Source organism: Methylocystis sp. ATCC 49242, assembly GCF_000188155.2.
Lineage (GTDB): Bacteria > Pseudomonadota > Alphaproteobacteria > Rhizobiales > Beijerinckiaceae > Methylocystis.
The window spans coordinates 4199666-4224925 of record NZ_KE124774.1; the positions used below are offsets into that span (position 1 = coordinate 4199666).

General features: G+C 64.4%; 32 protein-coding genes. 13 read left to right on the forward strand and 19 right to left on the reverse strand.

Translation table 11 applies throughout. The annotated features are described in order from the left end of the window. Positions 1–32 precede the first annotated feature (32 nt). Both MET49242_RS22470 and MET49242_RS22475 read left to right on the forward strand, forming a co-directional pair. Complete coding sequence (locus MET49242_RS22470; protein ID WP_036286283.1) at positions 33–881, forward strand: ATP-binding protein; 849 nt, start codon at positions 33–35, stop codon at positions 879–881. Positions 882–894: 13 nt separating this feature from the next. Beyond that, positions 895–1215: a hypothetical protein gene (locus MET49242_RS22475; RefSeq protein WP_036286285.1), complete on the forward strand. Its 321-nt coding sequence runs from the start codon at positions 895–897 to the stop codon at positions 1213–1215. A gap of 19 nt (positions 1216–1234) precedes the next feature. On the opposite strand, the gene MET49242_RS22480 is transcribed toward MET49242_RS22475, so the two are convergent. Then, complete coding sequence (locus MET49242_RS22480) at positions 1235–1690, reverse strand: cupin domain-containing protein (RefSeq protein WP_051134422.1); 456 nt, start codon at positions 1688–1690, stop codon at positions 1235–1237. 85 nt (positions 1691–1775) lie between these two features. Continuing rightward, complete coding sequence (gene nth / locus MET49242_RS22485) at positions 1776–2465, reverse strand: endonuclease III (protein ID WP_036286288.1); 690 nt, start codon at positions 2463–2465, stop codon at positions 1776–1778. Between the two features lie 51 nt (positions 2466–2516). Here nth and MET49242_RS22490 point away from each other — a divergent pair, with 51 nt between their 5' ends. Further along, entirely contained in the window at positions 2517–3008 is a 492-nt protein-coding gene (locus MET49242_RS22490; RefSeq protein ID WP_036286290.1) for a DUF2244 domain-containing protein, read from the forward strand. Here MET49242_RS22490 and MET49242_RS22495 read toward each other — a convergent pair whose 3' ends face one another. Then, a complete protein-coding gene (locus MET49242_RS22495; protein ID WP_036286292.1) occupies positions 3009–3656 on the reverse strand; it encodes a DedA family protein in 648 nt (215 codons plus the stop codon). Here MET49242_RS22495 and MET49242_RS25670 point away from each other — a divergent pair. Continuing rightward, the gene (locus MET49242_RS25670) at positions 3648–4217 is read left to right on the forward strand and encodes a hypothetical protein (RefSeq protein WP_158497356.1); all 570 of its coding nucleotides are present in this window, start codon (positions 3648–3650) and stop codon (positions 4215–4217) included. The two genes, MET49242_RS22495 and MET49242_RS25670, sit on opposite strands and share 9 nt — an antisense overlap. A gap of 364 nt (positions 4218–4581) precedes the next feature. On the opposite strand, the gene gloA is transcribed toward MET49242_RS25670, so the two are convergent. Then, positions 4582–5022, reverse strand: coding sequence for a lactoylglutathione lyase (gloA, locus tag MET49242_RS22505; RefSeq protein WP_036289264.1), 441 nt, complete (start codon positions 5020–5022; stop codon positions 4582–4584). Between the two features lie 139 nt (positions 5023–5161). On the opposite strand from gloA, the gene MET49242_RS22510 reads away from it, so the two are divergent. Beyond that, complete coding sequence (locus tag MET49242_RS22510) at positions 5162–6562, forward strand: cation diffusion facilitator family transporter (RefSeq protein ID WP_036286295.1); 1401 nt, start codon at positions 5162–5164, stop codon at positions 6560–6562. A gap of 111 nt (positions 6563–6673) precedes the next feature. Beyond that, a complete protein-coding gene (locus MET49242_RS22515) occupies positions 6674–6934 on the forward strand; it encodes an exodeoxyribonuclease VII small subunit (protein WP_036286296.1) in 261 nt (86 codons plus the stop codon). Between the two features lie 23 nt (positions 6935–6957). Here the strand turns inward: MET49242_RS22515 and MET49242_RS22520 are convergent, their stop codons facing one another. The 3 genes from MET49242_RS22520 to MET49242_RS22530 all read right to left on the reverse strand — a co-directional run bounded on the left by MET49242_RS22520 (position 6958) and on the right by MET49242_RS22530 (position 10197). Continuing rightward, the gene (locus tag MET49242_RS22520) at positions 6958–7449 is read right to left on the reverse strand and encodes a hypothetical protein (RefSeq protein ID WP_144259774.1); all 492 of its coding nucleotides are present in this window, start codon (positions 7447–7449) and stop codon (positions 6958–6960) included. A 94-nt stretch (positions 7450–7543) separates the two neighbouring features. Further along, positions 7544–8785: an alpha/beta hydrolase gene (locus tag MET49242_RS22525; protein WP_051134423.1), complete on the reverse strand. Its 1242-nt coding sequence runs from the start codon at positions 8783–8785 to the stop codon at positions 7544–7546. A gap of 95 nt (positions 8786–8880) precedes the next feature. Then, positions 8881–10197: a DUF3422 family protein gene (locus tag MET49242_RS22530; RefSeq protein WP_036286300.1), complete on the reverse strand. Its 1317-nt coding sequence runs from the start codon at positions 10195–10197 to the stop codon at positions 8881–8883. A 231-nt stretch (positions 10198–10428) separates the two neighbouring features. Between MET49242_RS22530 and MET49242_RS22535 the strand changes: the two genes are divergently transcribed. Continuing rightward, positions 10429–10662: a hypothetical protein gene (locus MET49242_RS22535; RefSeq protein ID WP_036286301.1), complete on the forward strand. Its 234-nt coding sequence runs from the start codon at positions 10429–10431 to the stop codon at positions 10660–10662. A 9-nt stretch (positions 10663–10671) separates the two neighbouring features. Here the strand turns inward: MET49242_RS22535 and MET49242_RS22540 are convergent, their stop codons facing one another. The 5 genes from MET49242_RS22540 to MET49242_RS22560 form a co-directional block, all read right to left on the reverse strand. Further along, on the reverse strand, positions 10672–11103 hold the full coding sequence (locus MET49242_RS22540) for a hypothetical protein (protein ID WP_144259775.1): 432 nt from the start codon (positions 11101–11103) through the stop codon (positions 10672–10674). Between the two features lie 113 nt (positions 11104–11216). Next, a complete protein-coding gene (locus tag MET49242_RS22545) occupies positions 11217–12845 on the reverse strand; it encodes an alpha-D-glucose phosphate-specific phosphoglucomutase (protein ID WP_036289273.1) in 1629 nt (542 codons plus the stop codon). Positions 12846–12983: 138 nt separating this feature from the next. Next, positions 12984–13397 (reverse strand): hypothetical protein, encoded by a 414-nt coding sequence (locus tag MET49242_RS22550; protein ID WP_036286302.1) that lies wholly within the window; start codon positions 13395–13397, stop codon positions 12984–12986. Positions 13398–13541: 144 nt separating this feature from the next. Continuing rightward, the gene (locus MET49242_RS22555; protein ID WP_036286304.1) at positions 13542–13991 is read right to left on the reverse strand and encodes a cyclic nucleotide-binding domain-containing protein; all 450 of its coding nucleotides are present in this window, start codon (positions 13989–13991) and stop codon (positions 13542–13544) included. Positions 13992–14030: 39 nt separating this feature from the next. Further along, positions 14031–14666, reverse strand: coding sequence for a helix-turn-helix domain-containing protein (locus MET49242_RS22560; RefSeq protein ID WP_036289277.1), 636 nt, complete (start codon positions 14664–14666; stop codon positions 14031–14033). A gap of 84 nt (positions 14667–14750) precedes the next feature. Between MET49242_RS22560 and MET49242_RS22565 the strand changes: the two genes are divergently transcribed. Beyond that, positions 14751–15284: a L,D-transpeptidase gene (locus tag MET49242_RS22565; RefSeq protein ID WP_036286307.1), complete on the forward strand. Its 534-nt coding sequence runs from the start codon at positions 14751–14753 to the stop codon at positions 15282–15284. On the opposite strand, the gene MET49242_RS22570 is transcribed toward MET49242_RS22565, so the two are convergent. After that, positions 15272–15943: a YggS family pyridoxal phosphate-dependent enzyme gene (locus tag MET49242_RS22570; RefSeq protein ID WP_036286310.1), complete on the reverse strand. Its 672-nt coding sequence runs from the start codon at positions 15941–15943 to the stop codon at positions 15272–15274. The two genes, MET49242_RS22565 and MET49242_RS22570, sit on opposite strands and share 13 nt — an antisense overlap. Positions 15944–16074: 131 nt before the next feature. On the opposite strand from MET49242_RS22570, the gene leuS reads away from it, so the two are divergent. From leuS to holA, 3 genes are read left to right on the forward strand one after another with little or no spacing between them, the layout of a single operon-like run. After that, entirely contained in the window at positions 16075–18708 is a 2634-nt protein-coding gene (gene leuS / locus MET49242_RS22575; protein ID WP_036286313.1) for a leucine--tRNA ligase, read from the forward strand. Between the two features lie 31 nt (positions 18709–18739). Then, the gene (locus MET49242_RS22580) at positions 18740–19228 is read left to right on the forward strand and encodes an LPS assembly lipoprotein LptE (protein ID WP_244430877.1); all 489 of its coding nucleotides are present in this window, start codon (positions 18740–18742) and stop codon (positions 19226–19228) included. A gap of 8 nt (positions 19229–19236) precedes the next feature. Continuing rightward, positions 19237–20256 carry a DNA polymerase III subunit delta gene (holA, locus tag MET49242_RS22585; protein WP_036286319.1) on the forward strand — a complete coding sequence of 340 codons (1020 nt, stop codon included), beginning with the start codon at positions 19237–19239 and terminating at the stop codon, positions 20254–20256. Here holA and MET49242_RS22590 read toward each other — a convergent pair whose 3' ends face one another. Next, positions 20257–20613 (reverse strand): DUF1428 domain-containing protein, encoded by a 357-nt coding sequence (locus MET49242_RS22590; protein ID WP_036286322.1) that lies wholly within the window; start codon positions 20611–20613, stop codon positions 20257–20259. After that, positions 20610–21047 (reverse strand): VOC family protein, encoded by a 438-nt coding sequence (locus MET49242_RS22595; protein WP_036289280.1) that lies wholly within the window; start codon positions 21045–21047, stop codon positions 20610–20612. The genes MET49242_RS22590 and MET49242_RS22595 overlap by 4 nt, the downstream gene beginning before the upstream one ends. Before the next feature lie 57 nt (positions 21048–21104). Here MET49242_RS22595 and MET49242_RS22600 point away from each other — a divergent pair, with 57 nt between their 5' ends. Continuing rightward, a complete protein-coding gene (locus MET49242_RS22600; RefSeq protein ID WP_036286325.1) occupies positions 21105–21800 on the forward strand; it encodes a helix-turn-helix domain-containing protein in 696 nt (231 codons plus the stop codon). 4 nt (positions 21801–21804) lie between these two features. On the opposite strand, the gene purQ is transcribed toward MET49242_RS22600, so the two are convergent. The 4 genes from purQ to purC all read right to left on the reverse strand — a co-directional run bounded on the left by purQ (position 21805) and on the right by purC (position 24531). After that, complete coding sequence (purQ, locus tag MET49242_RS22605) at positions 21805–22494, reverse strand: phosphoribosylformylglycinamidine synthase subunit PurQ (protein WP_036286328.1); 690 nt, start codon at positions 22492–22494, stop codon at positions 21805–21807. 9 nt (positions 22495–22503) lie between these two features. Beyond that, entirely contained in the window at positions 22504–22740 is a 237-nt protein-coding gene (gene purS / locus MET49242_RS22610) for a phosphoribosylformylglycinamidine synthase subunit PurS (protein WP_036289283.1), read from the reverse strand. Positions 22741–22938: 198 nt separating this feature from the next. After that, a complete protein-coding gene (locus tag MET49242_RS22615; protein ID WP_144259776.1) occupies positions 22939–23487 on the reverse strand; it encodes a hypothetical protein in 549 nt (182 codons plus the stop codon). Between the two features lie 249 nt (positions 23488–23736). After that, the gene (purC, locus tag MET49242_RS22620) at positions 23737–24531 is read right to left on the reverse strand and encodes a phosphoribosylaminoimidazolesuccinocarboxamide synthase (protein ID WP_036286333.1); all 795 of its coding nucleotides are present in this window, start codon (positions 24529–24531) and stop codon (positions 23737–23739) included. A 396-nt stretch (positions 24532–24927) separates the two neighbouring features. Here purC and MET49242_RS22630 point away from each other — a divergent pair, with 396 nt between their 5' ends. Continuing rightward, on the forward strand, positions 24928–25251 hold the full coding sequence (locus MET49242_RS22630) for a DUF1476 domain-containing protein (protein ID WP_036286339.1): 324 nt from the start codon (positions 24928–24930) through the stop codon (positions 25249–25251). Positions 25252–25260: the final 9 nt, after the last annotated feature.

The following is a 25260-nucleotide window of genomic DNA, read 5'->3' on the forward strand; positions in this document are numbered from 1 at the left end:
GGTAAATCAGCCCCAGACGTCAGGGACCGTTCATGTCGAAGAAGGATGTCGCCGCTTGTCTCGCCCGTATCGCCGACGCCCTCGAGCGCCTCGCGCCGCCCGCGCCGCCGCCCCCGGATTTCTCCGCCGCGGAGGCTTTCGTCTGGCGCGCGGCGGGCGGGGCGTTTCATCCGGTGCCCCGCGTCAATCGCGTCGACATTGACCTTTTGGAGGGGATCGACCTCCAGCGCGACATTCTTTTCGTCAACACCAGCCGCTTCGCGAAAGGGTTGCCCGCCAACAATGCGTTGCTGTGGGGCGCGCGGGGCATGGGCAAGTCGTCGCTGGTGAAATCCGTGCATGGCGCTCTGGCCGGGGAGGGGCGCCTCAAGCTCGTCGAAATCCATCGCGAGGACATCGAGGCGCTGCCGGACCTCCTCGGCGCCTTGGCTGGCGCGCCGTTCCAGTTCATCGTCTTTTGCGACGATCTTTCCTTCGACGGGCCGGAGACGAGCTACAAGGCGCTGAAAACCGCGCTCGAGGGCGGCGTGGAGGGGCGGCCGAAAAACGTGCTCTTCTACGCCACCTCCAACCGCCGCCACCTCATGCCGCGCGACATGATGGAGAATGAGGCGGCGACGGCGATCAACCCCGGCGAGGTCATCGAGGAGAAGGTCTCGCTCTCCGATCGTTTCGGCCTTTGGATCGGCTTCCACAATTGCAGTCAGGACGATTATCTCGCCATGGTCTTCGGCTACGCCCGCCATTACGGGCTGGACGCGCCCGAGGCGACCATCCGCGCCGAGGCGCTCGAATGGTCCATGACGCGCGGCGCCCGCTCGGGGCGCGTGGCGTGGCAATATGTGCTCGATCTGGCCGGGCGATTGGGAAAGACGCTTTAGAGGGAGGCGCGCAATGATCAGGTGGGGCGTTCTGCTGGCCTTGGCCGCCGTCGCGACTCTCCTCATCTGGCTACTCGTCCCGAAAGACGAAAAAGAACGCCTGGCGCCGATCGAGGGCCGTGCCCGCGGCGATCTGCTGGAGGCCTGCAATCAGGCCGCCGCAGCTGCGGGCCGCCCCGAGCGCTTCTCGCCCGCAGACGTGACGACGCGGGTCGAAGAGGTTGGCGCGCAGGGCGGCGTCGTCGCGCTCGTGTCGGTTCTGGAGGCGCGACGCGGCGGCCTGATCTGCCGATGGAACGGCGCCGATGCGGCGACGATCAGATCGGCCGACTGAGCCGCGCCTTTCCCGCCCTTTATTGGGCCGGGTGCGAATGGTCCGCGTCATGCGGCGGCACGGGCATCAGCGATCCCTTGCCCTCGGGCAGCGAGGCCGGCAGCAGCTCGAAGTTCAGGAGCACGACGGGAACCGATCCCGCGTTGCTCGATTCATGTGTCATGGCGCCTGTCTCGGTGAAGCAGTCGCCGGGCTTGTAGACGGTCGTCTTGCCGCCGATCTCATAGGTCAGTTCGCCGGAGGTGATGCAACGCAGGCCCGGACCGATGTGATGATGCGCATGCATGTAGCCCGCAGGGTCCATGCTCACTTCCGTCACCCGGATGCGATATTTGCCGTTGAGTTCGGAGAGATGTCCGAGGTCGGCGAGTTCCGCTTTCACCTTGGCGTGAAAGCCCTTGAGGTCGACGCCATCGGCGCGGGCGGCCCCCGCCGCAAACAGGCAGGCGATGGCGATGGCGGATTTCTTCAGCATTGGGCGCTCCCTTGTTCGTTACCCATTGCGGTCGAGCTTATCTCGCCACGGGAGCGCGGCAAGAGAGGAAGTCACATGGCGTGGGTCAGACCGTCTTCCCCTTGAAGCGGCAAAGATCGTTGATCAGGCAACGCGGACATTCCGGCTTGCGCGCCTTGCACACATAGCGCCCGTGCAGGATCAGCCAATGATGGGCGTGCAGGAGATATTCCTCCGGCACGATGGACTCCAGGCCCGCCTCGACCGCCTCGGGCGTCGCGCCTTTCGCGAGCGGAAGGCGGTTGGAGACGCGAAAGATATGCGTGTCCACCGCGATCACCGGCTGGTGATAGGCGATGTTGAGCACGACATTCGCCGTCTTTCGGCCCACGCCGGGAAGCGCCGTCAGCTCCTCGCGCGTGCGCGGCACGTCGCCGCCATGGCGCTCGATGAGCAGCTGCGACAGGGCGACGACATTCTTCGCCTTGGAGCGAAACAGCCCGATCGTCTTGATCGCTTCGCGCACCCGGTCCTCGCCGAGCGCGACCATTTTTTCCGCAGTGTCGGCCATGGCGAAAAGCGCGGGCGTCGCCTTGTTGACGCCGGCGTCCGTCGCCTGCGCGGAGAGCACGACGGCGACGAGCAGGATGAACGGATTCGTATAGTAAAGCTCGCCCTTGGGCTCCGGATTGGCCTCGCGCAGCCGGGCAAAAATCGCCTCGACGCGCGCGGCCTCGGCCGCCGGTAGCCGCCGCCGCGCCGCGCGTTTTCGATTTTGGGTGGTTTTTACCGCCATTGGCGCGTTATATCTTTGTCTTCGCAGAGGCGAAAGCGCTGGGCAGCAGGGATGTCCGACCCGTTCGAGCGAAAAATCTATGAAGCGCGGCTTTCGCCGCATCGCTCGATGACGCCGCGCGCCTTCTATCTGTTCATCGTCGTCTATTGCGTCGCGCAACTCGTTTTCGCGCTGCCCTTTCTCTTCATGGGCGCCTGGCCGGTCGCGGGCTTCATGGGGCTCGACGCGCTGGCGCTCTATATCGCCTTCCGAATCAGCTTTCGCTCCGCCGGCGCCTATGAGACGCTCGACCTGACCGCGCTGGAGCTGGTTTTCGCGCGGGTGGACGTCGGCGGGCGGCGGCGCGAGTGGCGATTCAACCCATCGTGGGTGCGGCTGCAGCAGGATGTGCACGAGGAGTTCGGCACGCAGAGCGTGGCGCTGGTTTCGCGCGGGGAGATCGTCGAAATCGGCGCCTTTCTCGGCCCTGAGCAGAAAGCCGAACTCGCCCGCGATCTCGATCGCGCCCTGGCGACCGCGAGACGCGGACCCCTCTTCGAATAGTCACGGTTCGGCGCGCTGGCTCATCACGTCATCGGCCTGGCGCATCAGGCGCTGCTCATGTTGCTTGTAATAACGCCAAAGCAGGAATAGCCCGACGAGAAGCGCAATGCCCGCCGTCGTCGTGATCGAGCCTTCGACCTTCTGGAAGCTGGCGGTGAGAGAAAAGGCGCCGAAACCGAAGACCGCCGCCCACACGACGCCGCCCGTCGCATTGTAGAACATGAAGCGTCCCGGCGGCACGCGATTGGCGCCGGCCAGCAGCGCAGCCAGGATTCGCAGGATCGAGATGAAGCGGCCGAAGAAAACGATCGCCCCGCCCCATTTGTAGAAGAGATATTGGCCGAGCCGCAGCTTCTCCGGCCCGAGGCCGATGCGGCGTCCATGGCGCTCCAGCATCTTCACGCCGAAATTTCGCCCGATCCAGTAACCGACGTTGTCTCCGACGATGGCGCCCGCCGCGGCGGCGAAAACGATCGTCTCGATCGACATGGCGCCCGACAGGCGCGCATAGATCGCCGCGCCCACGAGCATGGTCTCGCCCGGTAACGGCAGGCCCGCGCTCTCCATCGCGACGATGACGAAAATCGCCCAATAGCCATAGGTGGAGAGAATTGCGGCGATCTGCGCCTGATCGAGAAGATGCGTCATGTTTTCCGGGTCGATGGAGCGTATCGCGAAGATATAGGCCCAAAAAAGGAAAAAGCGACATCGTTGACGACGCCGCTTTTGTTGGGTTCGCGGTTGCGCGCCCGTTCAGTGGAGCTGATGCATTCCTTTGCAGCTCACGCCGACGACATAGGGGCGCCCCATGGACGCCTCGTCATCGAAAAAAAGCGCGCTATCTTCCAATGCCGGTTCGAGAACAGCGCGCAGCCCATGGAGCAGGGGCTGATCAGCGCCAGAGATTTTTTCGCGAAGGGCTTCAAAAGCCGAATCGTCAGCTCGGCGCGCGAATTCGCGAACGACGATGACGACGAATCTGCCAACTTCCACACCCTTCTCATGGGCAGCGACGCGGACCCGTTCGGCGAAGCGGCCACCGATGCACGAAAGCGCCGCCTTGGCGACCATTTCGTTGGAACAGGAATGGATCAGATCCGCGATCACCATGGCGACCTCCGCTTTCCTTGTTGTTCCAGCCCTTCGTCTTTTATCTTCGTCCCGGCGCCGCCCTCGGCAGTCGTCGGGCGATTCCATTCTGGATTGTAAAACTTCAACATGAACCTTGCATGTATGGAGATCGTCAGATCTGCCAACGATCCCTCGAATTTCTATTATGGTGAACGACTCGCCGCGAGAATTCTTCACCGCGGCTTTGCCCTGACGCGCCGTCAAGGAGCGCATCATCACGGCCCGCTTTACGTCTCGCCTGTGACAGAAAGACGACCAGCGTTGACTCCCGTATCGACGCGCCTCGAACTCAACGCGCGCATCATTACAGAGCCGCTCATGGGTAAACGCGCGACTTCGATAGAAGTTTCCGCGCTTTCAAAAAATTCGTTGCTGCGCCCGCTCACATGCCTGTGCGACGCAAAAGCATGGTGCAGCGCGGCACCAACGCCGCGCGCAAATCTCACCACACGCCAATATTCGGCGCCGAGGCCCAGGGCTCAGCGGGCGATAGCGACTTTCCGTTTTGCAGAAGCTCGATGGAGATATTATCGGGCGTGCGCACAAAGGCCATGTGCCCGTCGCGCGGCGGCCGGTTGATTGTCACGCCGGCCGCTTGCAGTCTCGAGCAGACTTCGTAGATGTCGTCTACGGCAAAAGCGAGATGGCCGAAATTGCGCCCGCCGCCATATTCGTGCTCGTCCCAGTTATAGGTCAGTTCGATCAATGGCGCGTCGGTCTCGCGCGCGTGGTCGGCGTCGGCGGGCGCCGCGAGATAGACCAGAGTGTAGCGGCCCTTCTCGTTCTCCATGCGGCGGATTTCCTTCAGGCCGAGAATGTCGCAGAAAAAATGCAGCGAACGGTCAAGATCGCCGACCCGTATCATTGTATGCAGGAACTTCATCATGGGTCTCCGGTTGAAGCGGCGCATCATAGCATTTTCGCAGCGCTCCGCGCCGGGGTTCGCGCGGTTTGCGTCGGCGGGCCGGCCTTGCTAGGTCATGCGGCATGAGCCCCAGCCTGCGGCCAGATGAGGCCATTCCATGACAGATATCGCGACAGCGGAGGCGGCCGGGCAGAGCCGCAAGGTCGCCGCCGCCAAGGCCTCGATCGCGGCGAGCGCGCTGCTGGCGAGCGCCAAGCTTGCCGCCGGCCTGTGGTCGGGCTCGCTGGCGCTGCTCTCCGAGGCCGGCCACGCCTTCGTCGACACGGGCGCCACCGTGCTGACCTATTTTGCGGTGCGGGAGGCGGAGAAGCCCGCCGACGCCGAGCATCACTATGGACATGGCAAATACGAGGCGCTGGCCGCGCTCGTCGAGACCGGATTTCTCTTCGGCCTCGCCCTGCTCGTCGTCGGCGAGGCGATCCGCCGCCTGGGCGAAGCGCATGTCGAGATCGACGCCGGCTGGCCGGTATTTGGCGTGCTCGGCGTTTCCATCCTCGTCGATTTCGTTCGTTCGCGCCAACTGGGCGCGATTGCGCAAGAGGAGCGCAGCGACGCGCTCGCCGCCGATGCATTGCATTTCGCGAGCGACCTGCTGTCGTCGATCCTCGTGCTTCTCGGGATCGTCGCCACCCATTTCGGATTCATGCAGGGCGACGCGATCGCCTCCTTCGGCGTCGCGGCCTTCATTTCCGTCGCCGGTTATCGACTTGGCCGTCGCACCATCAGCACGCTACTGGACGCGGCGCCGGGCGAACTTGCGTCGGAGATCGAAAAGGCGATTTCCGAAGCGCCGGGCGTCATATCTCTGGACGAACTGCGACTGCGCACTGTCGGGGCCGATGTGATCGGCGAAGCGACGATCGGCGTCGCGCGCGGCTTGCGCGTCGAGCAGGCGGCGCGCATCAAGGAGGCGGTCGGCGCAGCAATCGCTTCCGTCGCGCCGCAGGCGCGCGTCACCCTTGCGCTCGAAGCGCGCGCGCTCGATGACGAAACGGTTGTGGAGCGCACAATGCTCGTCGCCGCGCGGCGGCATCTTTCCGCGCATCACATCATCGCGCAACAGATCGGCGACCGATTGTCGATCGGCCTCGACATCGAACTCGACGGCGCCATGCCGATCAGCCGCGCGCACGCGATCGCCACCGATTTCGAGCGCGCGATCCGTGACGAATTCGGCGCCGACGTCGAGATCGAGACTCACATCGATCCGCTCGCGCCGCATGTGCTGACCGGCCGCGACGTCGTCCCATCCGTCGTCGCGGAGATCGAGGCCGCGCTTGTGCGCAGCAGTGAGGCGGTCGGCTATATCGCCGACGTGCACGACGTGCGTGTGCGCGACACTTCCGGCGGATGGGTCGTCAAATATCATTGCCGCGTCGACCCGACCGAATCTGTCGAGACGGTTCACACGGCGGTCGATGAAATCGAGCGGCGCATGCGCGACGCATATCCGGCGATCCTGCGGATCGTCGGCCATGCGGAGCCCTACGACCACTAGGCGCGTTCAGGAAAAAGCGTATGCGGTTTTTTGTCCGAACGCGCCACACAACATGAAGCGAAAGCAAATTCGGGGAATTTGCTTCAAGCGCGTCTGCGCGAAGGAGGAGCCATGACCAGCAAAGCAGCGGACGCGAGCGCGGACATTGCGGCAATGCCGTTCGAGAAAGCCATGCAGGAACTCGAGCGCATCGTCGGCGAACTGGAAAAAGGTTCGGTTTCGCTCGATGATTCCGTTACGCTCTACGCGCGCGGCAAGGCGCTTCAGGAGCGCTGCGAGAAACTGCTCGCCGAGGCCGAAGCGCGCGTCGAAAAGATCACGCTCGGCGAGAACGGCGCGCCGAAGGGCGTCGCGCCGCTCGATGTGGAATAGGGCGCTGTCGCCGATTCCGCCGACTATTCGAGTTCGATCACGACGCCTTCGGCGCCAAGCGCCGTCTGCAGGCCTTCTCGTTTTCCCGCGAGACTCAGCATGACGCCCTTGGCGTTGCGCAGCCACATTCTGCCTTTGCCCATGTCGCCCAGCGCCCATCCGCTACGAATTGCGGCATAGGGGCCGGGGAAGTCGGAAATATTATCGAGTCCATAAACTTCGCCGGACGCATTGAGACGCGAAGCGCCGATGCCGCCGACGCCCAGCCCTCCCAGCTTGAAATTGTAAGTGCGGCCCTTGTAGGTCAGCTTGCCGCCGCCGACGGCGCCCGATGCGAGGAAGGCGACCTGCACCTGGTGAATGCTGATCTTGCCCGAGGGCGGCGTCGTGGGCCGTTCCTCTGCGCTTGCCGCAGCAACGGCGCCGAGCGCGAGCAGCCCCGCAATCGCGCCGCGCGACAGCCTCCGGCAAGTTTGCATTCGTCGACCGGAAATCCCTTCATTCATTGTTGTCATTACAGCCTCGAATTGCTCGCGCTTGGTTATCTCTACCCTCTGTTGCGCATCGCGGGGGCATAGTCCAGACAAAAGGCCAGGTCGAGGTTTGAAGTCACTGCGTGGTCACCGGGCGGTCGGGCAGGTACCAGAAGGGTCTTTCCACTTCCACCAGCGACCGTCCCGGATCGCCCGCCTTTTTGCCGTCGCGAATGAGCGCGACGAGATCCGCGCGAACAGCCGGATCGGACAGGAAATAGCTGTGCCCGATGAGACCGCCGCCGCCCTGTGAGGAAATGAAATCGGCGACGCCCGCCGCGTTAGTCATGAATTTCGTTTCACCCGGATCTGCATGCGCGTCGAGAAGGCCGAGGCGCAACTGGCTGCCGAACAGGAACTTCGACAGGCTCAACGCCCTGTCGCCAGTCGATGAGTAGACGGTGAAGTGCAACTGGCCGGGATTGAAGACGACGCTTCGCCGGGGCGCGCGGCCATAGGACAGGTCCGGATCCGACGGGACGCCGAACAATCTTGCGACGGCCACGTCGATGTCGATGTCGGGCGCGGCCAGGATGACGTTGGCGATCTTGAACCGCGATGACAGGGAACCCTGCGTCACATAGGCTTCGATCCCGAGATGCTGCAGGGCCGACGTCAGCACGTCCGTGCCGCGGCTGTGGGCGAGGAAATGCAGTCGCTTCAGCCCCGGCGTGCCGGCGATGACGCGAATGGCCTTGCGGATGTCGATCACGGCGAACTCGCCGGATTCGCGATCGACATTGTAGCCGAAGAGGATGCCCTTCGATCCGCCGGCCGGCCATGTCAGCGCGATGCAGACGAAATCCTGCGGCCCGAGATCGTTGCAAAGCTGCGCGGCGGATTTCGCCGCGTCGTCGAAACTGTTGTTGTACCCATGGACGAAGACAACGATCTCCTTGCGGCTCGTCGCGGCGAGCCGGCGCTGGATCTCGCTCTGCATGTCGGCCACCGAGCGTTCATGCGCCGCGACGGTCCCGGACTCACGCCGGATGCCGCCTTTCACGCGCTCCAACCCGTAGGGCGTCGCCGGGAAGCGGCCCATTTCGACTGGCGGCGCGACAAACGCTGCGTCGGCGTCTCGGCCAGACACCGCCACCTCGCCGAACGCCAGCGCATGTGAACGCCCCGAGTTGTATGAGACGGTCCCGTCTTCCCGCGCGATCGACGCGCGGTTGGTGACATAGAAAATGTCGAGCGCCGAGCCGCCGCCGCCGGACGCGCCGGGATTAATGACATTGGCCGCCGGAGAGACGGACTGGCAGCCGCAGACGGAAACCGCAGCGACCAGCAAAGCGATGGATCGGACCAGTCTCCACATGAGAGCGTCTCTCGAAAATCTGCCCAGGCATGGCTAACATGAAAGCTGTACCCATAAAAAATTGTCGAGAACAAGCAAAAGCTTGAGGTTTGGCGTCATTCGACCCGTTCTTCCTTCGCCGCGCGGCTCGACAGAAACCGCACGCGCGCCATGTAGGCCCAGGCGATAAGCAGCGACACCGGCAGCGCCAGCGCCGCCGCTTTTTCGGCGGACATTCCCGCGGGCAGCAGGCCCAATTCCTTCAAATCCTTGGCGAAATAAGCGAAAAGCCCGACGAGATAATAGGCGAGGCCCGCCATGGATATGCCCTGCACCATGCGGTTCAGGCGCATTTGCAGACGCGTGCGGCGAACCATGTCGTCGAGCAGCGCGCCGTTCTGGCGCTCCATGTCGAGCGTCGCGCCGGTGCGCATCAGATTGGTCACGCGTCCGACGTCGCTGGAAAAGCGGATTTGCCGCGCCTCGACCGCATTACAGGTTTCGATCGCCGGATCGAAGCGGGCGCTCAGGAAATTCGAGAAGGTCACATATTGGCCTTCCTTGGCCTCCTGAAGAAGCTCGAGCCGGTTCTTCACCAATGCGTTGTAGGCGCGGCTCGCCCCGAAGCGAAAACCGGTGCGCGTCGACAGCGCTTCGCTTCTGGCGAGAAGATCGGACAGACGCCTGAGCAGGTCCTGATTGGCGCGCGGGTCATGGCCCGCGCTGAGCGCCTGCGTTATCGCGGAAAGGTCCTGCTCCATGGCGCGCAGTTGCGGCGACACTTCCCGCGCGAGCGGCAGGCCGAGCAGCGCCATGGTGCGATAGGTCTCGACCTCCAGCACGCGCTGCGCAAGGCGGCCCGCCTCCAGCGTCGAGGCGTGCAGCGTGCGGATAGCGAAGCGTGTGAAGCCATAGGGATCGACGGCGAAATCGGTCAGCACATTGGCGCATTCCTTGCCGACGCCGATGACGCAGAGGCTCTGTGAATTGAAGACGCCCGCAAGCTCCTCGAGCGGCCGGTCGCGATCGACGACGCAAAGATGCGACTTGACGATGACCCGGCCCGGCGGGCGGAACGAAATCTCGCCCGTGGCGAGCGGATCGGGGTGGCTGAAAGGCGCCGCCGCGTCGAGGGCCGTCGACCAGGTGTAGGTGGTGAATTCGGTGTGCTGTTCCCAGCGCAGCCGCCACTGGCCGAATATGAAATAATGAAACTTCGCGTCCGGCGCCGGCCCGTTGGCGCCCTGGCTCCACGCCAGCTGCTCGACCGCCGCACGATCGGCGGCGGCCTCCTGGTGGTTGGTCGCGAAGGCGAAATGATAAATGCGGCGCGGAACCTTCAGCGGCAGGAAAGGGCGCGCATGCAGCTCCGCAAGCACCGCGTCGCGCCACTCATGATCGACCCACTGTGCGCCGTCGTCCGCTCCGACCATATTTGTCCCTCCAACGCCGCTCAGCTTATAGCCGCGGGCCGCGCCGGATGGCGAGTGTAAAGGGCGCCCGGATCGTGGCGCTGTTTCGCGGCGAGAACGCTCCGCAAGAAGTCTGGGGAGCGGGCGGAAGGAGGGCCGTCCCCCGAAATTCGACCCCCGAAGCCCTGCGAGCTTTGAATCCAGGTCCGCGGCGCATATATGAGATGCTCAACCTTGAGGCGACGTATCGTAATGTCCGACGACACCAGCGACGAAATGAACGGATTGGCTGATCCTTTCAGCTACGAGGATCTCGTTTCCCAGCGCGCCATGGCCTTCTATCATGTCGCCAGACTCACGGACACGATCAAGGACGAGGCCGTCAAAGAGCTCTGCCTGACGATGCTGCGCAAGCTCAATTCGAGCATCAGGGCGCCATCGACGGCCGACGTGCGCTCGATCGAGGGCGGCAAGAGCGCGGGCTGAGCCGCGGTATCAGCTCTCGCGGGACTTGTTCGGATCCGTCTTCGAGGCGCGGATGTTGAAGATCTCCCCACGGTATATCTTCTTGCCGTCCGGGTAGGCGGCCAGCGTCTGCTTGCCGGAATGGGTGCGGTTGTCGACCGGCGAGACATAGTCGTAATCGACCGTAACCTTGTATTTCACCGTGAAGTCCTGCCAACTCGGGTGATTCTTCGCGAGATATTGCGCCTTGTCGCAGGCGAGCGTGTCCGACGTCGTCCTCGTGCGTCCGGCGCGCTTTTCAAGATAGCAGACTTCCTGCACATTGGTGACGCGCGCCTGGACCGGCAGGTAATTGGCGTTCTTGTCATAGCGGTCGTAAATGTAGAAACCGCCGACGCCCAGAGCGACGAGCCCGAAGCTCATCACGCGATTTGCGCCGTAATTCAGCAATCCGTTAATCATGACGATGATCCATTGCCCGAAATTTCGGAGCATCGTCGCGCGCAAAGTGTTGCGGCCAGGCTAAAGCTCTGGCCGCAGTTGAGACTATCCTTAAGCGTCGCTTGCCGCAGGCGTCAGGTGATCACGCTCGGCGTTTCGCGCTGCGTGAAGCGCTCGATCTGCGCGATCTCCCGCGAGAGCGCGATGAGGTCGCCGAGCGCCTCCTGGGTTTCGATGAATTGCCGCGCCATATCGGGCTCATAGCGCTCGATATAGACTCGCAGCGTCGCCCCCGCCGTGCCAGTGCCGGAAAGGCGATAGACGATGCGCGAACCGTCCGTAAACATCACGCGCAGGCCCTGATTGGCCGAATCCGATCCGTCGACCGGATCGTGATAGGCGAAATCGTCGGCGTCTCTCACTTCCAGTGCGCCGAACTTCCTGCCCTTCAGCGTCGGCAGACTGTCGCGCAACGTCTTGATCAGCGCATTGGCGCCGTCGCTGTCGACCTCCTCATAATCGTGACGGGAATAATAGTTGCGGCCATAGGTCGCCCAATGTTCGCGCACGATGGCGTCGACGCTCTGCTTGCGCGCCGCAAGCACGTCGAGCCAGAGAAGGACGGCCCAGAGCCCGTCCTTTTCGCGCACATGGCTGGAGCCCGTGCCGGCGCTCTCCTCTCCGCAAATCGTCACGAGGCCGGCGTCGAGCAGATTGCCGAAGAATTTCCAGCCGGTCGGCGTCTCGTAGATGTTCACGCCCAGCTTCTCCGCGACACGGTCGGCGGCGCCGCTTGTCGGCATGGAGCGCGCGATGCCTGCGATCCCGTTCTTGTAGCCCGGCGCGAGATGGGCGTTCGCCGCCAGAATGGCGAGGCTGTCCGAGGGCGTCACGAAACGGGAGCGGCCGATGATCAGATTGCGGTCGCCGTCGCCGTCGGACGCCGCGCAGAGGTCGGGCGAAGCGTCAGACATGGCGAGATCGTAAAGATGTTTGGCGTGAACGAGATTGGGGTCCGGGTGGTGGCCGCCGAAGTCGGGGAGGGGCTCGCCGTTCAGCACGCTCCCGGCCGCCGCGCCGAGCGCGCCTTCGAGGATTGCGCGCGCATAGGGGCCGGTCACCGCCGACATGGCGTCGAACCTGATGGTGAAGCCGGAGCGGAAGGCCGCGCGAATCCGGTCGAAATCGAACAGCGTCTGCATCAGCGCGCTGTAGTTTTCGACGCTGTCGACGATTTCGACGCGCATGTCGCCAAGCTGCGTCGCGCCGAGGCGGTCGAGGTCGACGTCGGGGGCCTCGATGATCCTGAACGAAGTTATCTCCTTCGTGCGCGCGAAGATGGCTTCGGTGACCTTCTCCGGCGCCGGGCCGCCGTTCGCCACATTGTATTTGACGCCGAAATCGCCATCCGGTCCGCCGGGGTTGTGGCTCGCGGAAAGCACGACGCCGCCGAAAGCCTTCAGCGACCGAATGAGCGCCGATACGGCGGGCGTCGAGAGAATTCCGCCGCGTCCGACCACTGCGCGGCCGAAGCCATTGGCGGCGGCGATCTTCAGAATGGTCTGGATGGCCTCGCGATTGTAGTAGCGGCCGTCCCCGCCCACGACGAGCGTCTGGCCCTCGAAGCCCTCGAGGCAATCGAAGATCGACTGCACGAAATTCTCGACGTAATGGCGCTGCTGGAAGACCGGGACCTTCTTGCGCAGGCCCGAGGTTCCGGGCCGCTGATCCTTGTACGGGGTCGTCGCGATCACTTTCGCCATTCCTTGCGCCTCTTGAGAGCGGAAGCCCGGCCGAATCGGCGCCGGGCAGGAGCGTCGCAGTCTATATTCGCGACCGAGCAAACAGAAACGGCGGCGCATCGCCGCGCCGCCGTCTCGAACCGCTGACGTGGGAGGAGCTTACCAGCCCCAGCCGCCGCCCCATCCGCCCCAGCCGCCATAGGCCGGATAGGCGTAGCCATAGCCGTACGACGGATAATAGTATCCGCCGCCGTAGTAGGGGTAGTAGCCGCCATAATAGCTGTTGCTCGAGGCCGCCGCGAGGCCAGCGCCGAGAAGGCCGAGGCCCACGCCCGCCGCCACGGCGGCGCCGGGGTTGTATCCGCGGCGGTAGTAGCCGCCATAATAGCCCCGGCGGTAATAGCCTCCGCCCCAGCCACGGCGATACCAGACCTTGTCGACAGGCGCCGACAGCGAGACGGTCGAGGGAGGCGCCGCCCCCATGGGACCCGCCAGAACCTCCTCGGGAACGGCGGTCGCCAGCACGGCGCCGCACAGGGCGCCGGAGAGCGCGGTCTTGAAAACATTACGCATAATCTGCCTCCATCTTGCGGCCACAGAGCATGGTGACGCCCCCGCCTCGCCAAGCTCACGCACCAATATGCGCTATGTAAACCGCTTTTGAACACCGTCGAGGGGCGATAGGGCGTCTTTTCGCCCCGTAACGTAAACGGAGACTCAGCCGTTGGCGCCGACGCTGGCCGCGACGCCGCGCGTGAAATCGACGAGACGTTCGCGGAAAAAATCCCGGGTGCGCGCGGCCGTCACCGGATGCTGTTCGAGAATCTGGTGAAAAAGCGCGCGGCTGATCCTGAGCACGGTCGCCGGCTCGCGCGCGACGGCGGTGACGGGCCGCAACGACGGGGCGACGAGCGCGGTCTCCCCGATCAGCGCCCAGGGCCGCACGAACCGCGCCGCCGGACGGCCGTCGTCATAGGGATCCAGGGCGATCGTGCCCATGGTCAGGATAAAGCCGCCGTCCGACGGTTCGCCCCGGCGAAAAAGCGTGTCCCCGGCGCGCATCAGCCGCGTTTCGGAGGAGAAGGCGAGCATGCGCAGGGCGCCGGCCTCGAAGATCGCGAAAAGCGGAATACGCGTGAGATTGCTGATGTCGTCGTCGAGCGTCATGGTCGTTCCGCTGGCCTGCGAGAAAGTCTTATAGATTTTTCACGCCAAGGGAACCACTGCTCCGCTCTCGCTATTGTCGACAGGCGCGGCGAGACGGTAGCCGCCATATTCGGTCAGAAGACGGCGCGGGCGCGCGGGGTCCGCCTCGATCTTGCGCCGCAGCCGGTGAATGTGAGTTTCGAGCGTCCGGGTCGAAACATTGGGTCCATATCCCCAGACCTCGCTGAGCAGCGTAGCCTTGGAGACGACGGCGCCATCGGCCTGCATGAGCCGGGCGAAGATCGCCGTCTCCTTTTCCGTCAGCCGAGCCGCTGGCGCCGGATCCGCGCGGGCTGCGGCTGGAGAATGCGCCGCCGCGATGCAGGCGGCGAGGTCCGCGAAACGGAAGGGTCGCTTCAAAGTCGCAGCGGCGCCCGGACAACGCCTGTCGTCACTGGAAATGACGATGGCGGCGCCGGTAAAGCCCGCCTGACGAAACCGGGCGATCGAGGCGGCCGGATCATTTCCGCAAGCCTTGTCGTCTAGGACCAGCACGTCCGGCCAGGGCGGCGCGAGCGCCGAGAGACGTGCGGGCGCCTCGTATAGCTCTACACCCCCCAGCGTCCCGAATTGCTCGGCGAGGCTCGCTGTCAAAGCGTCGTCGGCGGCGATGAGAATTTTGCGCGGCGAGGTCATGTCGGGGCGTTTTTTGCGATCTTTCGACTTGACGGTAAAAGCCTTGCTACGGACCGAACGATGCAATCCCGGCGATCTTCCATCATGTCCATCGCGCGCGCAACGACAGGGGTGACGCTTTTGCGCGTCGCCCGCCGCATCGGCGGCAAGCCGCATGAGGGGCGGCTTGCCGCGGGATCGCTCGTGCTGCCTTGCGCCATCGGCCGTTCGGGCGTCGCGCGCGACAAGCGCGAGGGCGACGGGGCGACTCCGGCGGGGCGCTGGCGTCTCCTGTATTTTTATTTGCGTCGTCCCTGTCCCATGCGCCTGCCGTGGCGACTCGCGCGGCCCGACGACATCTGGTGCGACGACGCCGGCTCGTTTCTCTACAACAGGCCGCTTCGTGCGCCGTCGCGCCTCGGGCACGAGGAAATCTGGCGCGGGGACGGTCTCTATCACGTCGTCGGCGTGATGGATTACAATATCGTTCCCCGCGTGCGCGGACGGGGCAGCGCGATCTTCTTTCATATCGCGACGGACGATCTCGGCCCTACCGCGGGATGCGTGGCGCTGCGCGCGCGCGACATGGCCCGCCTGCTGCCGCGACTGGCGCGGGGCGCGACGATTTATGTCGAATAATCCCGCGCGCCCATGATTGCCGAGCCGACGCGCACATAGGTCGCGCCGAGCTGGATCGCGAGTTCGTAATCCGAACTCATGCCCATGGAGAGTTCGCGCAGCCCGTTGCGCGCGGCGATGTCAGCCAGAAGCGCGAAATGCGGCGACGCCTGTTCGCCGACCGGCGGCACGCACATCAGGCCCGCGATCTCGAGCCCGTATTTTTCGCGGCAGGCGGCGATGAAGGCGTCAGCCTCCTCGGGGAGCACGCCCGCCTTTTGGGGCTCGGCGCCGGTGTTGACCTGCACGAAAAGGCGCGGGCGCCTGCCGGTCTTCGCCATTTCTTCCGAGAGCGCTTTGGCGATCTTCTCGCGGTCGACGCTCTGGATCACGTCGAAGGTCTCGACAGCCTCCTGCGTCTTGTTGGACTGCAGCGGGCCAATGAGATGCAGCTCGATGTCCGGGTATTTTTCGCGGAGCGCGGGCCATTTGCCCATGGCCTCCTGCACGCGGTTCTCGCCGAAGACGCGATGGCCGGCGTCGAGCAGCGGAACTACGTCCTCGGCCGGAAAGGTCTTGGTGACGCAGACCAGGGTGACTTCGGCGGGGTCGCGCCCGCAGTCCGTCGCGGCGCGGGCGATTGACGCTTTGGTTTCGTTCAGACGGTCGATGATGGTCATGGGGTCTGGTTAAGGCGCAATCGGGCCGCCCGCAACCATCGAAAAGAAAGGACAGAGGGGCTTTGACATCCCCCCTCCCGACCGGCATTTAGGAGCAAATTTCCCGCCTCCAGACCGGACCGCCGACATCCATGAGACCAGAACGCTACAATTTTGCTGAGGCCGAGCCGCGCTGGCAGAAGATTTGGGAGGAAAAACAGGTCTTTAAGGCGGGCGTCAACGCCTCGGCGCCGAAATATTACGTGCTGGAGATGTTCCCGTATCCGTCGGGGCGCCTGCACATGGGCCATGTGCGCAATTATTCGATGGGCGACGTCATCGCCCGCTACATGCGCGCGAAGGGCTATGACGTTCTGCATCCCATGGGGTGGGACGCCTTCGGCCTGCCGGCGGAGAACGCGGCGGCGCAGACCGGCGCGCATCCGGCGACATGGACCTACGCCAATATCGCCGCCATGCGCGCGCAACTGAAGACGCTGGGCCTCTCGCTCGACTGGTCGCGCGAGATCGCGACCTGCGATCCGGAATATTACAGGCATCAGCAGAAGCTGTTTCTCGATTTCCTGAAGGCCGGCATCGTCGACCGCAAGAAATCCAAGGTGAACTGGGACCCGGTGGACCATACGGTTCTCGCCAACGAGCAGGTGATCGACGGGCGCGGCTGGCGCTCCGGCGCGCTGGTCGAGCAGCGCGAACTCACCCAATGGTTCCTGAAGATCACGAGCTACTCGCTGGAGCTTCTGGAGGCGCTCGACACCCTCGACCGCTGGCCCGACAAGGTGCGCCTCATGCAGCGCAACTGGATCGGCCGCTCAGAGGGCATGCTGGTGCGCTTCGCGCTCGATCAGCCGCTGGGCGAGGCGAAGGAGGTCGAGGTCTTCACCACCCGCGCAGACACGCTCTTCGGCGCCAAATTCGTCGCGCTCGCCGCCGACCATCCGCTGGCTAAGGCGGCGGCAGAGCAGAACCCCGAACTCGCCGCCTTCTGCGAGGAGTGCCGTCGCGGCGGCACATCGGCCGAGGCGATCGAGACCGCCGAGAAACAGGGCTTCGACACGGGCCTGCGCGTTGCGCATCCATTCGATCCCGACTGGAAGCTCCCGGTCTATGTCGCGAACTTCATCCTGATGGATTACGGCACGGGCGCCATCTTCGGCTGCCCGGCGCATGATCAACGCGATCTGGATTTCGCGACGAAATACGGGCTCGGCTTCAAGGTCGTCGTTTGCCCGGAAGGCGCCGATCCCGCGACGCTCGAAGCGCAGATCGCAAAGAGCGGTGAAGCCTTCGACGGCGACGGGAAGCTCGTGAACTCGTCCTTCCTCGACGGCCTCACCGTGCCTGAGGCCAAGGAGCACGTCGCGAACCGTCTCGAGACCACGGCGCTGTTCAACGCCCCGCAGGGCGCCCGCAAGGTGAACTACAAGCTGCGCGACTGGGGCGTCTCTCGCCAGCGCTACTGGGGCTGCCCGATCCCCATCATCCATTGCGAGACATGCGGCCCCGTCCCCGTGCCGGACGCGGACCTGCCGGTGAGACTGCCCGAGGACGTCACCTTCGACCAGCCCGGCAATCCGCTCGACCGCCATCCGACCTGGAAGAACGTCCCCTGTCCGTCCTGCGGCAGGCCCGCGCGCCGCGAGACCGACACGATGGACACTTTCGTCGATTCGTCCTGGTATTACGCGCGCTTCACGGACCCGCACAACGCCGACGCGCCCGCCGCGGCCGACGCCCTCGCGCGCTGGCTGCCGGTCGATCAATATATCGGCGGCATCGAGCACGCGATCCTGCATCTTCTCTATTCGCGCTTCTTCGCCCGCGCCATGCGCGACTCGGGTCACGCGGCGGCGGCCGAGCCCTTCGCCGGCCTCTTCACGCAGGGCATGGTCGTGCATGAGACCTACAAGGGCCCCGACGGCTGGGTTTCGCCCGCCGCCATCCGCATCGAATCTGGCGAGGGGGGCCGCCGCGCCTTCCTTCTCGACAGCGGCGCCGAGGTCGAAATCGGCCCGATCGAGAAGATGTCGAAGTCCAAGAAGAACACCGTCGACCCGGACGACATCGTCGCGAGCTACGGCGCCGACACGGCGCGCCTCTTCGTGCTCTCCGACAGTCCGCCCGATCGCGACGTGATCTGGTCGGACGAGGGCGCGCAGGGCGCGTGGCGCTTCGTGCAGCGCGTCTGGCGCACGGTCGGCGAACTTGGCCGGGTCGCGGCGCCGGCCGGAGCCGCGGCTCCGGGCGAGTTCGGTCCCGAGGCGCTGAAGCTTCGCAAGGCTACCCACAAGACCGTCGCGCAGGTCAGCGAGAACATCGAGCGACTGCGCTTCAACAGCGCCATCGCCCGCATCCGCGAATTCGGCAATGAGCTCACCGCCGCGCTCGACGCCGTGACCGAAACGCCCGTCGGCGCCGATCTCGCTTACGCTTTCCGCGAGGCGGCGGACGCGTTCGTACGGCTCGTCGCGCCGATGACGCCCCATGTCGCGGAGGAATGCTGGACCGACCTCGGCCATGAGGGCCTCGTCTCCGAGGCGCCGTGGCCCGTGGCCGATCCTGTCCTTGTGGCGCAGGAGATGATAAGCCTGCCCGTGCAGGTGAACGGCAAGAAGCGCGCCGAGATTCTCGTCGCGCATGACGCCGACGAGGAAACGATTCGCAAAGAGGCCTTGTCGCAAGATGGCGTTCTGCGCGCCATGGAAGGCAAGCCGCTCAGGAAGTTCATTCTCGTGCCGAAGAGGATCGTCAATGTGGTCGTGTGAGAAAGCCTTCGGCCGACTTTTGGCGGCGGCCTTGACGCTCTCCGCCGCGCTGCCGCTCGCGGGCTGCATCGAGCCCATGTATGGCGCGACCGGCGGCTTCGATTCCTCGCCGCTCGCCGCCGAGCTTCAGGCGATCGAGGTCGACGAGATCCCGAACCGCATGGGGCATTATGTCCGCAACGAGCTGATCTTCGGTTTCAACGGCACGGGCTCGACCGTTCAGCCGCGCTATCGGCTCAGCGTGAATCTGCGCGAGCGCGTCCAGACGCCGATTCTCGATACGGTGACCGGCCGCGCCACCTCGGCGACCGTCATCGTCGACGCCGAATATCGTCTCGTCACCGTGCCGGGCGGCGCCGAAGTGCTCAAGGGGGTCGCCAACGGCGTTGCGAGCTACGACCGTTTCTCGAACCGCTTCTCCAACGTCCGCGCCGCGCGCGACGCTGAAATCCGCGACGCCAAGGTCATCGCCGAGCTGATCCGCACGCGCGTTTCGACCGAGCTGGCGACGCGGCGCTAGAGCCGCCCGTGGTCGCGGTAAAAAGCGGCGCCGCCGAAAAATTCGTCTCCGCCCCGCCGGACGGGGTCTTTCTGTTTCTGGTCTTCGGCTCCGACGCCGGCATGGTGCGCGAGCGCGCGCTCACGATCGTGAGCAAGCGCGTCGACGACCGGCGCGATCCGTTCCAGTTCGTCGAGATGAGCGGCGACGCCGTGTCTGCCGATCCGCTCGCGCTGCTCGACGAAGCCAACACCACGCCGCTGTTCGGCGGACGTCGCGCCATCCTCGTCGAGACTGGCGCCAAGTCGGTCATTCCCGCCGTCACCTCGCTGATTTCCGCGCCGCCCGCCGCCTGCACGGTGGTGCTGACGGCCGGCGCGCTGAAGCGGGACGCCCCGCTGCGCAAGCTTGTCGAGGGCGCGAAACAGGGCGCCGGGATCGAATGTCAGCCCGACACCGAGCATGATCTCCACGCGCTGATCGACCGCACGCTGCGTGAGGCGGGGCTCGTCGCTGGTCCGGAGGCGCGCGGCCTTCTGCTCGCCGCGCTTGGCGAAGACCGGCTGATGAGCCGCGGCGAACTCACGAAGCTCGCGCTTTACATGCACGGGCGCGAACATGTCGAGGCGGCGGATGTGGAGGCCATTGTGGCGCATGCGTCCGGCGTCGCCTCGGACCGCGTGGTGACGGCGGCTTTTGGCGGCGAAGTCGGCGCGACGCTCGAATCCTATTTCGCGCAGGGCGGCGATCCGGGAGCGATCCTGTTCGGCGCCATGCGCTACGCCGTGGCGCTGCATCGCGCGCGCCTCGCCATGGAGCGCGAGGGCGGGCGCACCGACGCCGGCGTGACGGTCTTGATGCGCGCGGGCTTCGGCTTCATGCATCGCGCGCTGCTGGAGGAGCATTTGAAGCGCTGGACGTCGGCGCGACTCGGCGCGCTCGTCGAGCCCCTGCGCGTGGCGCAAACGCGCGCCCGCGCCAATGCGGGCGTCGCGCTGATGGAGGCTGAAAACGCGCTATGGGAGGTGGCGAAGGCGGCGCGACGTTGACTATTCGGCGCCGGAGTCGAGCAAGACGCTGAAGCCGCCGAAGATCATGCGCTTGCCGTCGAAGGGCATTGGCATGTCCTTCATGCGCGGGTCCTCGCGCATCTTCTTGCCAGCGGCGTCGCGCGCTTCTTTGGACGGCCATACGACCCAGGAAAAAACGACGTTCTCTCCAGCTTGCGCCGCGACCGCGCGCCTGAAGTCCGTCACCTTGCCGTCCGGGACGTCATCGCCCCAGCATTCGACCACGCGCAATGCGCCATATTCCTTGAGAAGCGGCCAGAAGCTTGCGGCGGCTGTCTTGTAAGCCTCCTTGTTTCCGGAGGGCACGGGAATGACGAATCCGTCAATATAGCTCATTGACAGGCTCCTTCCCTCTGCGGGCATCCGGCCTTGGCGGCCTCGACGTCCATCCACATGATTTCCCAGATGTGGCCGTCAGGATCCTCGAAGCTGCGGCCATACATGAAGCCGAAATCCTGGGCCGGGCAGGGGTCGATCCTGCCTCCGGCGCGCTGCGCCTTTGCGACAAGTTCGTCGACGGCGGCCCGGTTTTCCGCCGTGAGGCAGAACAGCGCCTGCGCGCTGTTCCGTGCGTCCGCTATCTTCTTCGTGGTGAACTGGCTGAATTTGTCATGGGTCAGCAGCATCGCGTAGATCGTGTCGGAGAAAACGATGCAGCTTGCAGTTCCGTCGCAGAACTGCGGGTTCCTGCGGGCGCCGATCGCCTCGTAGAAAGCGGTGGACTTGGGCAAATCGGCAACGGGCAAATTCACGAAGATGAGCTGGGGCATGAGGGTCTCCTTGCGCAATGCCTGTGACTGTAGACAATCGGGTTATAACAAGCAATAATGAAGTTAGAAAAAGTAACTAAAATGCCGGAGACTCCGTCCGTCCGCAGCTATGACGACGCCTGCGGCGCCGCCCACGCGCTCGATCTCGTCGGCGAGCGCTGGGCGCTGCTCGTCATCCGCGAACTCATGTTCGGGCCGAAGCGCTTCAGCGATCTGCGGTCAGATTTGCCCGGCGTGAGCGCCAATGTGCTGACCCAGCGGCTGGAAAAACTGCGGGAGATCGGCGTGCTCACCCGCCGCAAGCTGCCGCCGCCGGCGGCCAGCCAGGTTTACGAGCTGACGCCCTGGGGTTACGAAATCGAGCCGGTGTTTTCCGTTCTCGGCCGCTGGGCGGCGCGCTCGCCCCTTCATGATCCGACGCTGCCGCTGAGCGCCGCGTCTCTGATGCTGTCGTTCAAGACGATGTTCGACCCCGACCGCGCGAACTCGCTGGAGACGCGCGTCGGTTTTCGCATCGGCGAAGAGACGTTCCTCGTCCGCATCGAGGGCGGGAAGTGCGACGCCGCGCGCGCCGCGCTCGACGGGGCTGAGGTGATTTTCACCGGCGCGGCGCAGGTGATCGCCGCAGCCGTCTATGGTGGCGTTCCGCTCGAGACGCTGGAGGCCGATGGCGCATTGAGCGTGGCAGGCGACCACGCCCTTGCGGAGAAATTCGTGACCTATTTCCCCCTTCCGCCAAAGGTCGGCGGATAGAACGTCACGCCGCGCTGGCGAGACTCTCGAACAGGGCGCGGCCGTCGATCCCGCCGACCAGCGGGTCGATGAGATTTTCGGGATGCGGCATCAGGCCGAGCACGTTACGCTTCTCGGAATAAATCCCGGCTATGTCGTTGCGCGAGCCGTTCGGATTGGCGTCGCCGCCGAGCTTCCCGGCCGCGTCGCAATAGCGGAAGGCGACAAGCCCCTCGCCCTCAAGCCGCTCGATCGTCGCGTCGTCGCCCTCGTAATTGCCCTCGCCATGAGCGATGGCGACCTCGATCACCTGGTTCCGGGCGTATTGGCGCGTAAAGGCCGTGTCGTTCCGCTCGACGCGCAAATGCTGCATCTTGCAGATGAAGCGCAGATTGGCGTTGCGCATCAGCACGCCGGGCAGCAGACCGCTCTCGCAGAGAATCTGGAAGCCGTTGCAGACGCCGAGAACGAGGCCGCCGCGCGCGGCGTGCGCCCGCACCGCGTCCATGATGGCGGCGCGGCCGGCGATGGCGCCGCAGCGCAGATAATCGCCATAGGAGAAGCCGCCCGGCAGCACGACGAGATCGGTGCCCGCCGGAAGCTCATGGTCGGCGTGCCAGAGCATGGCGGGCTTATGGCCCGTAGCCTGCTCGAGCGCGCGCGCCATGTCGCCTTCGCGATTGGACCCGGGAAAGACGATGACGGCGGCTTTCATGGGCGTCTCTCAGATGTCGATCTGGAAGTTTTCGATGACGGTGTTGGCGAGCAGCTTCTCGCAAGCCGCCTGCAATTGCGCCCTGGCGGCTGTCGCGTCGTCGCCCGCCATTTCGACGTCGAACACCTTGCCCTGACGCACGCTCGCGACGCCCTCGACGCCGAGCGACTTCAGCGCGCCTTCGATCGCCTTGCCTTGCGGATCGAGGACGCCGTTTTTCAGTGTGACGACGACACGTGCTTTCATGAGCGATTTTTCCGTAGTGGGATTGGCCACACGGTTAGCCGCCTTGCGCTCAAAGGGCAAGACGTCGCGGTCAAGTGGTTGCCGAAAGGCCATGAGGCGAGCGCGCGCGGCCGCTGTTTGGCAAGAAAGATCAGACGATTAATGAAAAAGGGCGGCTCGCAGGGCCGCCCTCCACACTCGAATGCGCTCGTCGCTCGATCATTGACCCGGAGCGTTCGGGTCGCGGGTGGTCGGCGCTGACGGCGCAGCAGGTTTCCGCACCGTAGCCGGCACAGTTGGCGGCGTTGGGTTGGCGCAGTTTGGATTCGTTGAATTATATCGCCCATAGGCTAACCAAAAATTGTGACTGGGGGTCGAGGCTCCATTAAATCGGGCGATGGTAACATAGTACCAGCCGTTATTTGGCGCGACGAACGCGACTCTAGGCCGACGACCAAAGAAATCGTCGTTTCTCCAAACAGTCCCGTTGGGGCCAACCGCGACGATCTCATCGTCGACCCCCGTTCCGAAGGCTGCGGTTTGCTCGATCCGGATGCAGTCGTTCTGTGCGGCGAAAAATGCTCCTTCCCACTTAGCGGTCGACGGACCATAGCCAAAGATGCTCCCTCCGAACACGATGGAACTGCAATTCGTCCCAGTGCATGTCGATACGCTCGGGTCATAAATCTCGTAGCCTGCCTGGCTCGGCATTGGCGCAAAAACGGACATTGCGACGGCCGCACTGGCCATGATCAGCATCTTTTTCATAATCTCCCCCTCGCGGTGAACCACGAAAAATGTTGCAAACCGCATCGAAATTGCGCGCTCGCATCAGGACAACAATTTAAATCCCAGCATTGTTCCACATTGTATGTAATTTTGGCTGCGAGATGAATGCGTGAAATCGCGAAAGGGGGCGGCGCTGGTCATTCGCCTTTCAGCGGCGGAGCCTTGGCCAGAAAAAACCCGCCCTGCAAGGGGCGGGTCGATGACGGGTTCGAAAACGAATGAGCGCGGTTACTGCACCAGCTTCGGGGCGCCGACGCGGACGGTCTCGCCCTCCTGCATCACGCCGAGCCGGCGGGCGACCTCGGTATAGGCCTCCACAAGCCCGCCCATGTCGCGGCGGAACCGGTCCTTGTCGAGCTTGTCGTTGGACTTGATGTCCCACAGACGGCAGCTGTCGGGCGAAATCTCGTCGGCGACGACGATTCGCATCATGTCGCCCTCCCAGAGACGTCCGCACTCCATCTTGAAGTCGACCAGGCGAATGCCGACGCCGAGGAACAGGCCGGACAGGAAGTCGTTGACGCGGATGGCGAGCGCCATGATGTCGTCGATCTCCTGCGGCGTGGCCCAGCCGAAGGCGGTGATGTGCTCTTCCGACACCATCGGGTCGTCGAGCGCGTCGTTCTTGTAATAGAACTCGATGATCGAGCGCGGCAGCTGCGTGCCTTCCTCGAGCCCAAGGCGCTTGGCGAGCGAACCCGCGGCGACATTGCGCACGACGACTTCGAGCGGAATGATCTCCACCTCGCGAATCAGCTGCTCGCGCATGTTCAGCCGACGGATGAAATGCGTCGGCACGCCGATGTTGTTGAGGTGCTGGAAGATATATTCCGAGATTCGGTTGTTCAGCACGCCCTTGCCGTCGATAACTTCATGTTTCTTAGCGTTGAAGGCGGTGGCGTCGTCTTTGAAGTGCTGAATCAGCGTGCCGGGTTCAGGGCCCTCGTAGAGGACCTTGGCCTTGCCTTCATATATGCGGCGGCGGCGGTTCATGGGGGTCAACCGGGGCTTGAGAAAGTCCATTTATTCGGCCGAAGCTCCTTCCGAAATGGGTCCCGGGCCGGGCCTTCGTCAAGGGCGCGTAGCCCTCAAGGAGCGGCAAAAGGCTTTCGCCCGGCCGCGTATCGAATCGGTCCTAGCGTCTTTGGGGGCCAGTGACAAGTCGACGAGCCACTCTAGCCGAATCGCCAGGGTCGCACAATGCGTCGGCTTCCCGACGCTTTCGCCGTCCTGTCCTGGCGAAGTTCGCGCCGGCGGAACGAAATCTTCCGAGGGTCCGCCCGCGCGTTCGGCCCGGCATTGGCTTTGCACGCGAATACGCCTATATGCGTGCGGCGCGTCGCGGCGATGACCGCGCGCCGCCCGGCGGCGAGGCCGCACGAATTTTCGGAAAGAAGAACAACCCGGCTGAGGATGGACATGAGCACTTTCGACCAACGTGAGGATTCGTTCGAGAAACGCTTCGTCCATGATGAAGAGTTGCAGTTTCGCGCCGAGGCGCGCCGCAACAAGCTGCTCGGCCTGTGGGCGGCGGAGAAAATCGGCAAATCCGGCGCCGACGCGCAGGCCTACGCCGAAACGCTCGTCGCGGCGGAAGTCTCCGCTGACGCCGACGAGCGCGTTCTCGCGCAGGTGAAGAAGGACTTCGAGGCCGCCGGCGTCGACCAGTCCGAGCACCAGATTCGCCGCACGATGGACGAGTTCCTCGCCCAGGCGAAAGCCGAGATCAAGGCCGGCAAGTAATACCGCCGG

Bases quoted from the DNA above. Each gene is read 5' to 3' on its own strand.
- MET49242_RS22470 (WP_036286283.1), top strand. From the start codon at position 33: ATGTCGAAGAAGGATGTCGCCGCTTGTCTCGCCCGTATCGCCGACGCC.
- MET49242_RS22475 (WP_036286285.1), top strand. From the start codon at position 895: ATGATCAGGTGGGGCGTTCTGCTGGCCTTGGCCGCCGTCGCGACTCTC.
- MET49242_RS22480 (WP_051134422.1), bottom strand. From the start codon at position 1,690: ATGCTGAAGAAATCCGCCATCGCCATCGCCTGCCTGTTTGCGGCGGGG.
- nth (WP_036286288.1), bottom strand. From the start codon at position 2,465: ATGGCGGTAAAAACCACCCAAAATCGAAAACGCGCGGCGCGGCGGCGG.
- MET49242_RS22490 (WP_036286290.1), top strand. From the start codon at position 2,517: ATGTCCGACCCGTTCGAGCGAAAAATCTATGAAGCGCGGCTTTCGCCG.
- MET49242_RS25670 (WP_158497356.1), top strand. From the start codon at position 3,648: ATGCGTCATGTTTTCCGGGTCGATGGAGCGTATCGCGAAGATATAGGC.
- MET49242_RS22495 (WP_036286292.1), bottom strand. From the start codon at position 3,656: ATGACGCATCTTCTCGATCAGGCGCAGATCGCCGCAATTCTCTCCACC.
- gloA (WP_036289264.1), bottom strand. From the start codon at position 5,022: ATGAAGTTCCTGCATACAATGATACGGGTCGGCGATCTTGACCGTTCG.
- MET49242_RS22510 (WP_036286295.1), top strand. From the start codon at position 5,162: ATGACAGATATCGCGACAGCGGAGGCGGCCGGGCAGAGCCGCAAGGTC.
- MET49242_RS22515 (WP_036286296.1), top strand. From the start codon at position 6,674: ATGACCAGCAAAGCAGCGGACGCGAGCGCGGACATTGCGGCAATGCCG.
- MET49242_RS22520 (WP_144259774.1), bottom strand. From the start codon at position 7,449: ATGACAACAATGAATGAAGGGATTTCCGGTCGACGAATGCAAACTTGC.
- MET49242_RS22525 (WP_051134423.1), bottom strand. From the start codon at position 8,785: ATGTGGAGACTGGTCCGATCCATCGCTTTGCTGGTCGCTGCGGTTTCC.
- MET49242_RS22530 (WP_036286300.1), bottom strand. From the start codon at position 10,197: ATGGTCGGAGCGGACGACGGCGCACAGTGGGTCGATCATGAGTGGCGC.
- MET49242_RS22535 (WP_036286301.1), top strand. From the start codon at position 10,429: ATGTCCGACGACACCAGCGACGAAATGAACGGATTGGCTGATCCTTTC.
- MET49242_RS22540 (WP_144259775.1), bottom strand. From the start codon at position 11,103: ATGATTAACGGATTGCTGAATTACGGCGCAAATCGCGTGATGAGCTTC.
- MET49242_RS22545 (WP_036289273.1), bottom strand. From the start codon at position 12,845: ATGGCGAAAGTGATCGCGACGACCCCGTACAAGGATCAGCGGCCCGGA.
- MET49242_RS22550 (WP_036286302.1), bottom strand. From the start codon at position 13,397: ATGCGTAATGTTTTCAAGACCGCGCTCTCCGGCGCCCTGTGCGGCGCC.
- MET49242_RS22555 (WP_036286304.1), bottom strand. From the start codon at position 13,991: ATGACGCTCGACGACGACATCAGCAATCTCACGCGTATTCCGCTTTTC.
- MET49242_RS22560 (WP_036289277.1), bottom strand. From the start codon at position 14,666: ATGACCTCGCCGCGCAAAATTCTCATCGCCGCCGACGACGCTTTGACA.
- MET49242_RS22565 (WP_036286307.1), top strand. From the start codon at position 14,751: ATGTCCATCGCGCGCGCAACGACAGGGGTGACGCTTTTGCGCGTCGCC.
- MET49242_RS22570 (WP_036286310.1), bottom strand. From the start codon at position 15,943: ATGACCATCATCGACCGTCTGAACGAAACCAAAGCGTCAATCGCCCGC.
- leuS (WP_036286313.1), top strand. From the start codon at position 16,075: ATGAGACCAGAACGCTACAATTTTGCTGAGGCCGAGCCGCGCTGGCAG.
- MET49242_RS22590 (WP_036286322.1), bottom strand. From the start codon at position 20,613: ATGAGCTATATTGACGGATTCGTCATTCCCGTGCCCTCCGGAAACAAG.
- MET49242_RS22595 (WP_036289280.1), bottom strand. From the start codon at position 21,047: ATGCCCCAGCTCATCTTCGTGAATTTGCCCGTTGCCGATTTGCCCAAG.
- MET49242_RS22600 (WP_036286325.1), top strand. From the start codon at position 21,105: ATGAAGTTAGAAAAAGTAACTAAAATGCCGGAGACTCCGTCCGTCCGC.
- purQ (WP_036286328.1), bottom strand. From the start codon at position 22,494: ATGAAAGCCGCCGTCATCGTCTTTCCCGGGTCCAATCGCGAAGGCGAC.
- purS (WP_036289283.1), bottom strand. From the start codon at position 22,740: ATGAAAGCACGTGTCGTCGTCACACTGAAAAACGGCGTCCTCGATCCG.
- MET49242_RS22615 (WP_144259776.1), bottom strand. From the start codon at position 23,487: ATGAAAAAGATGCTGATCATGGCCAGTGCGGCCGTCGCAATGTCCGTT.
- purC (WP_036286333.1), bottom strand. From the start codon at position 24,531: ATGGACTTTCTCAAGCCCCGGTTGACCCCCATGAACCGCCGCCGCCGC.
- MET49242_RS22630 (WP_036286339.1), top strand. From the start codon at position 24,928: ATGAGCACTTTCGACCAACGTGAGGATTCGTTCGAGAAACGCTTCGTC.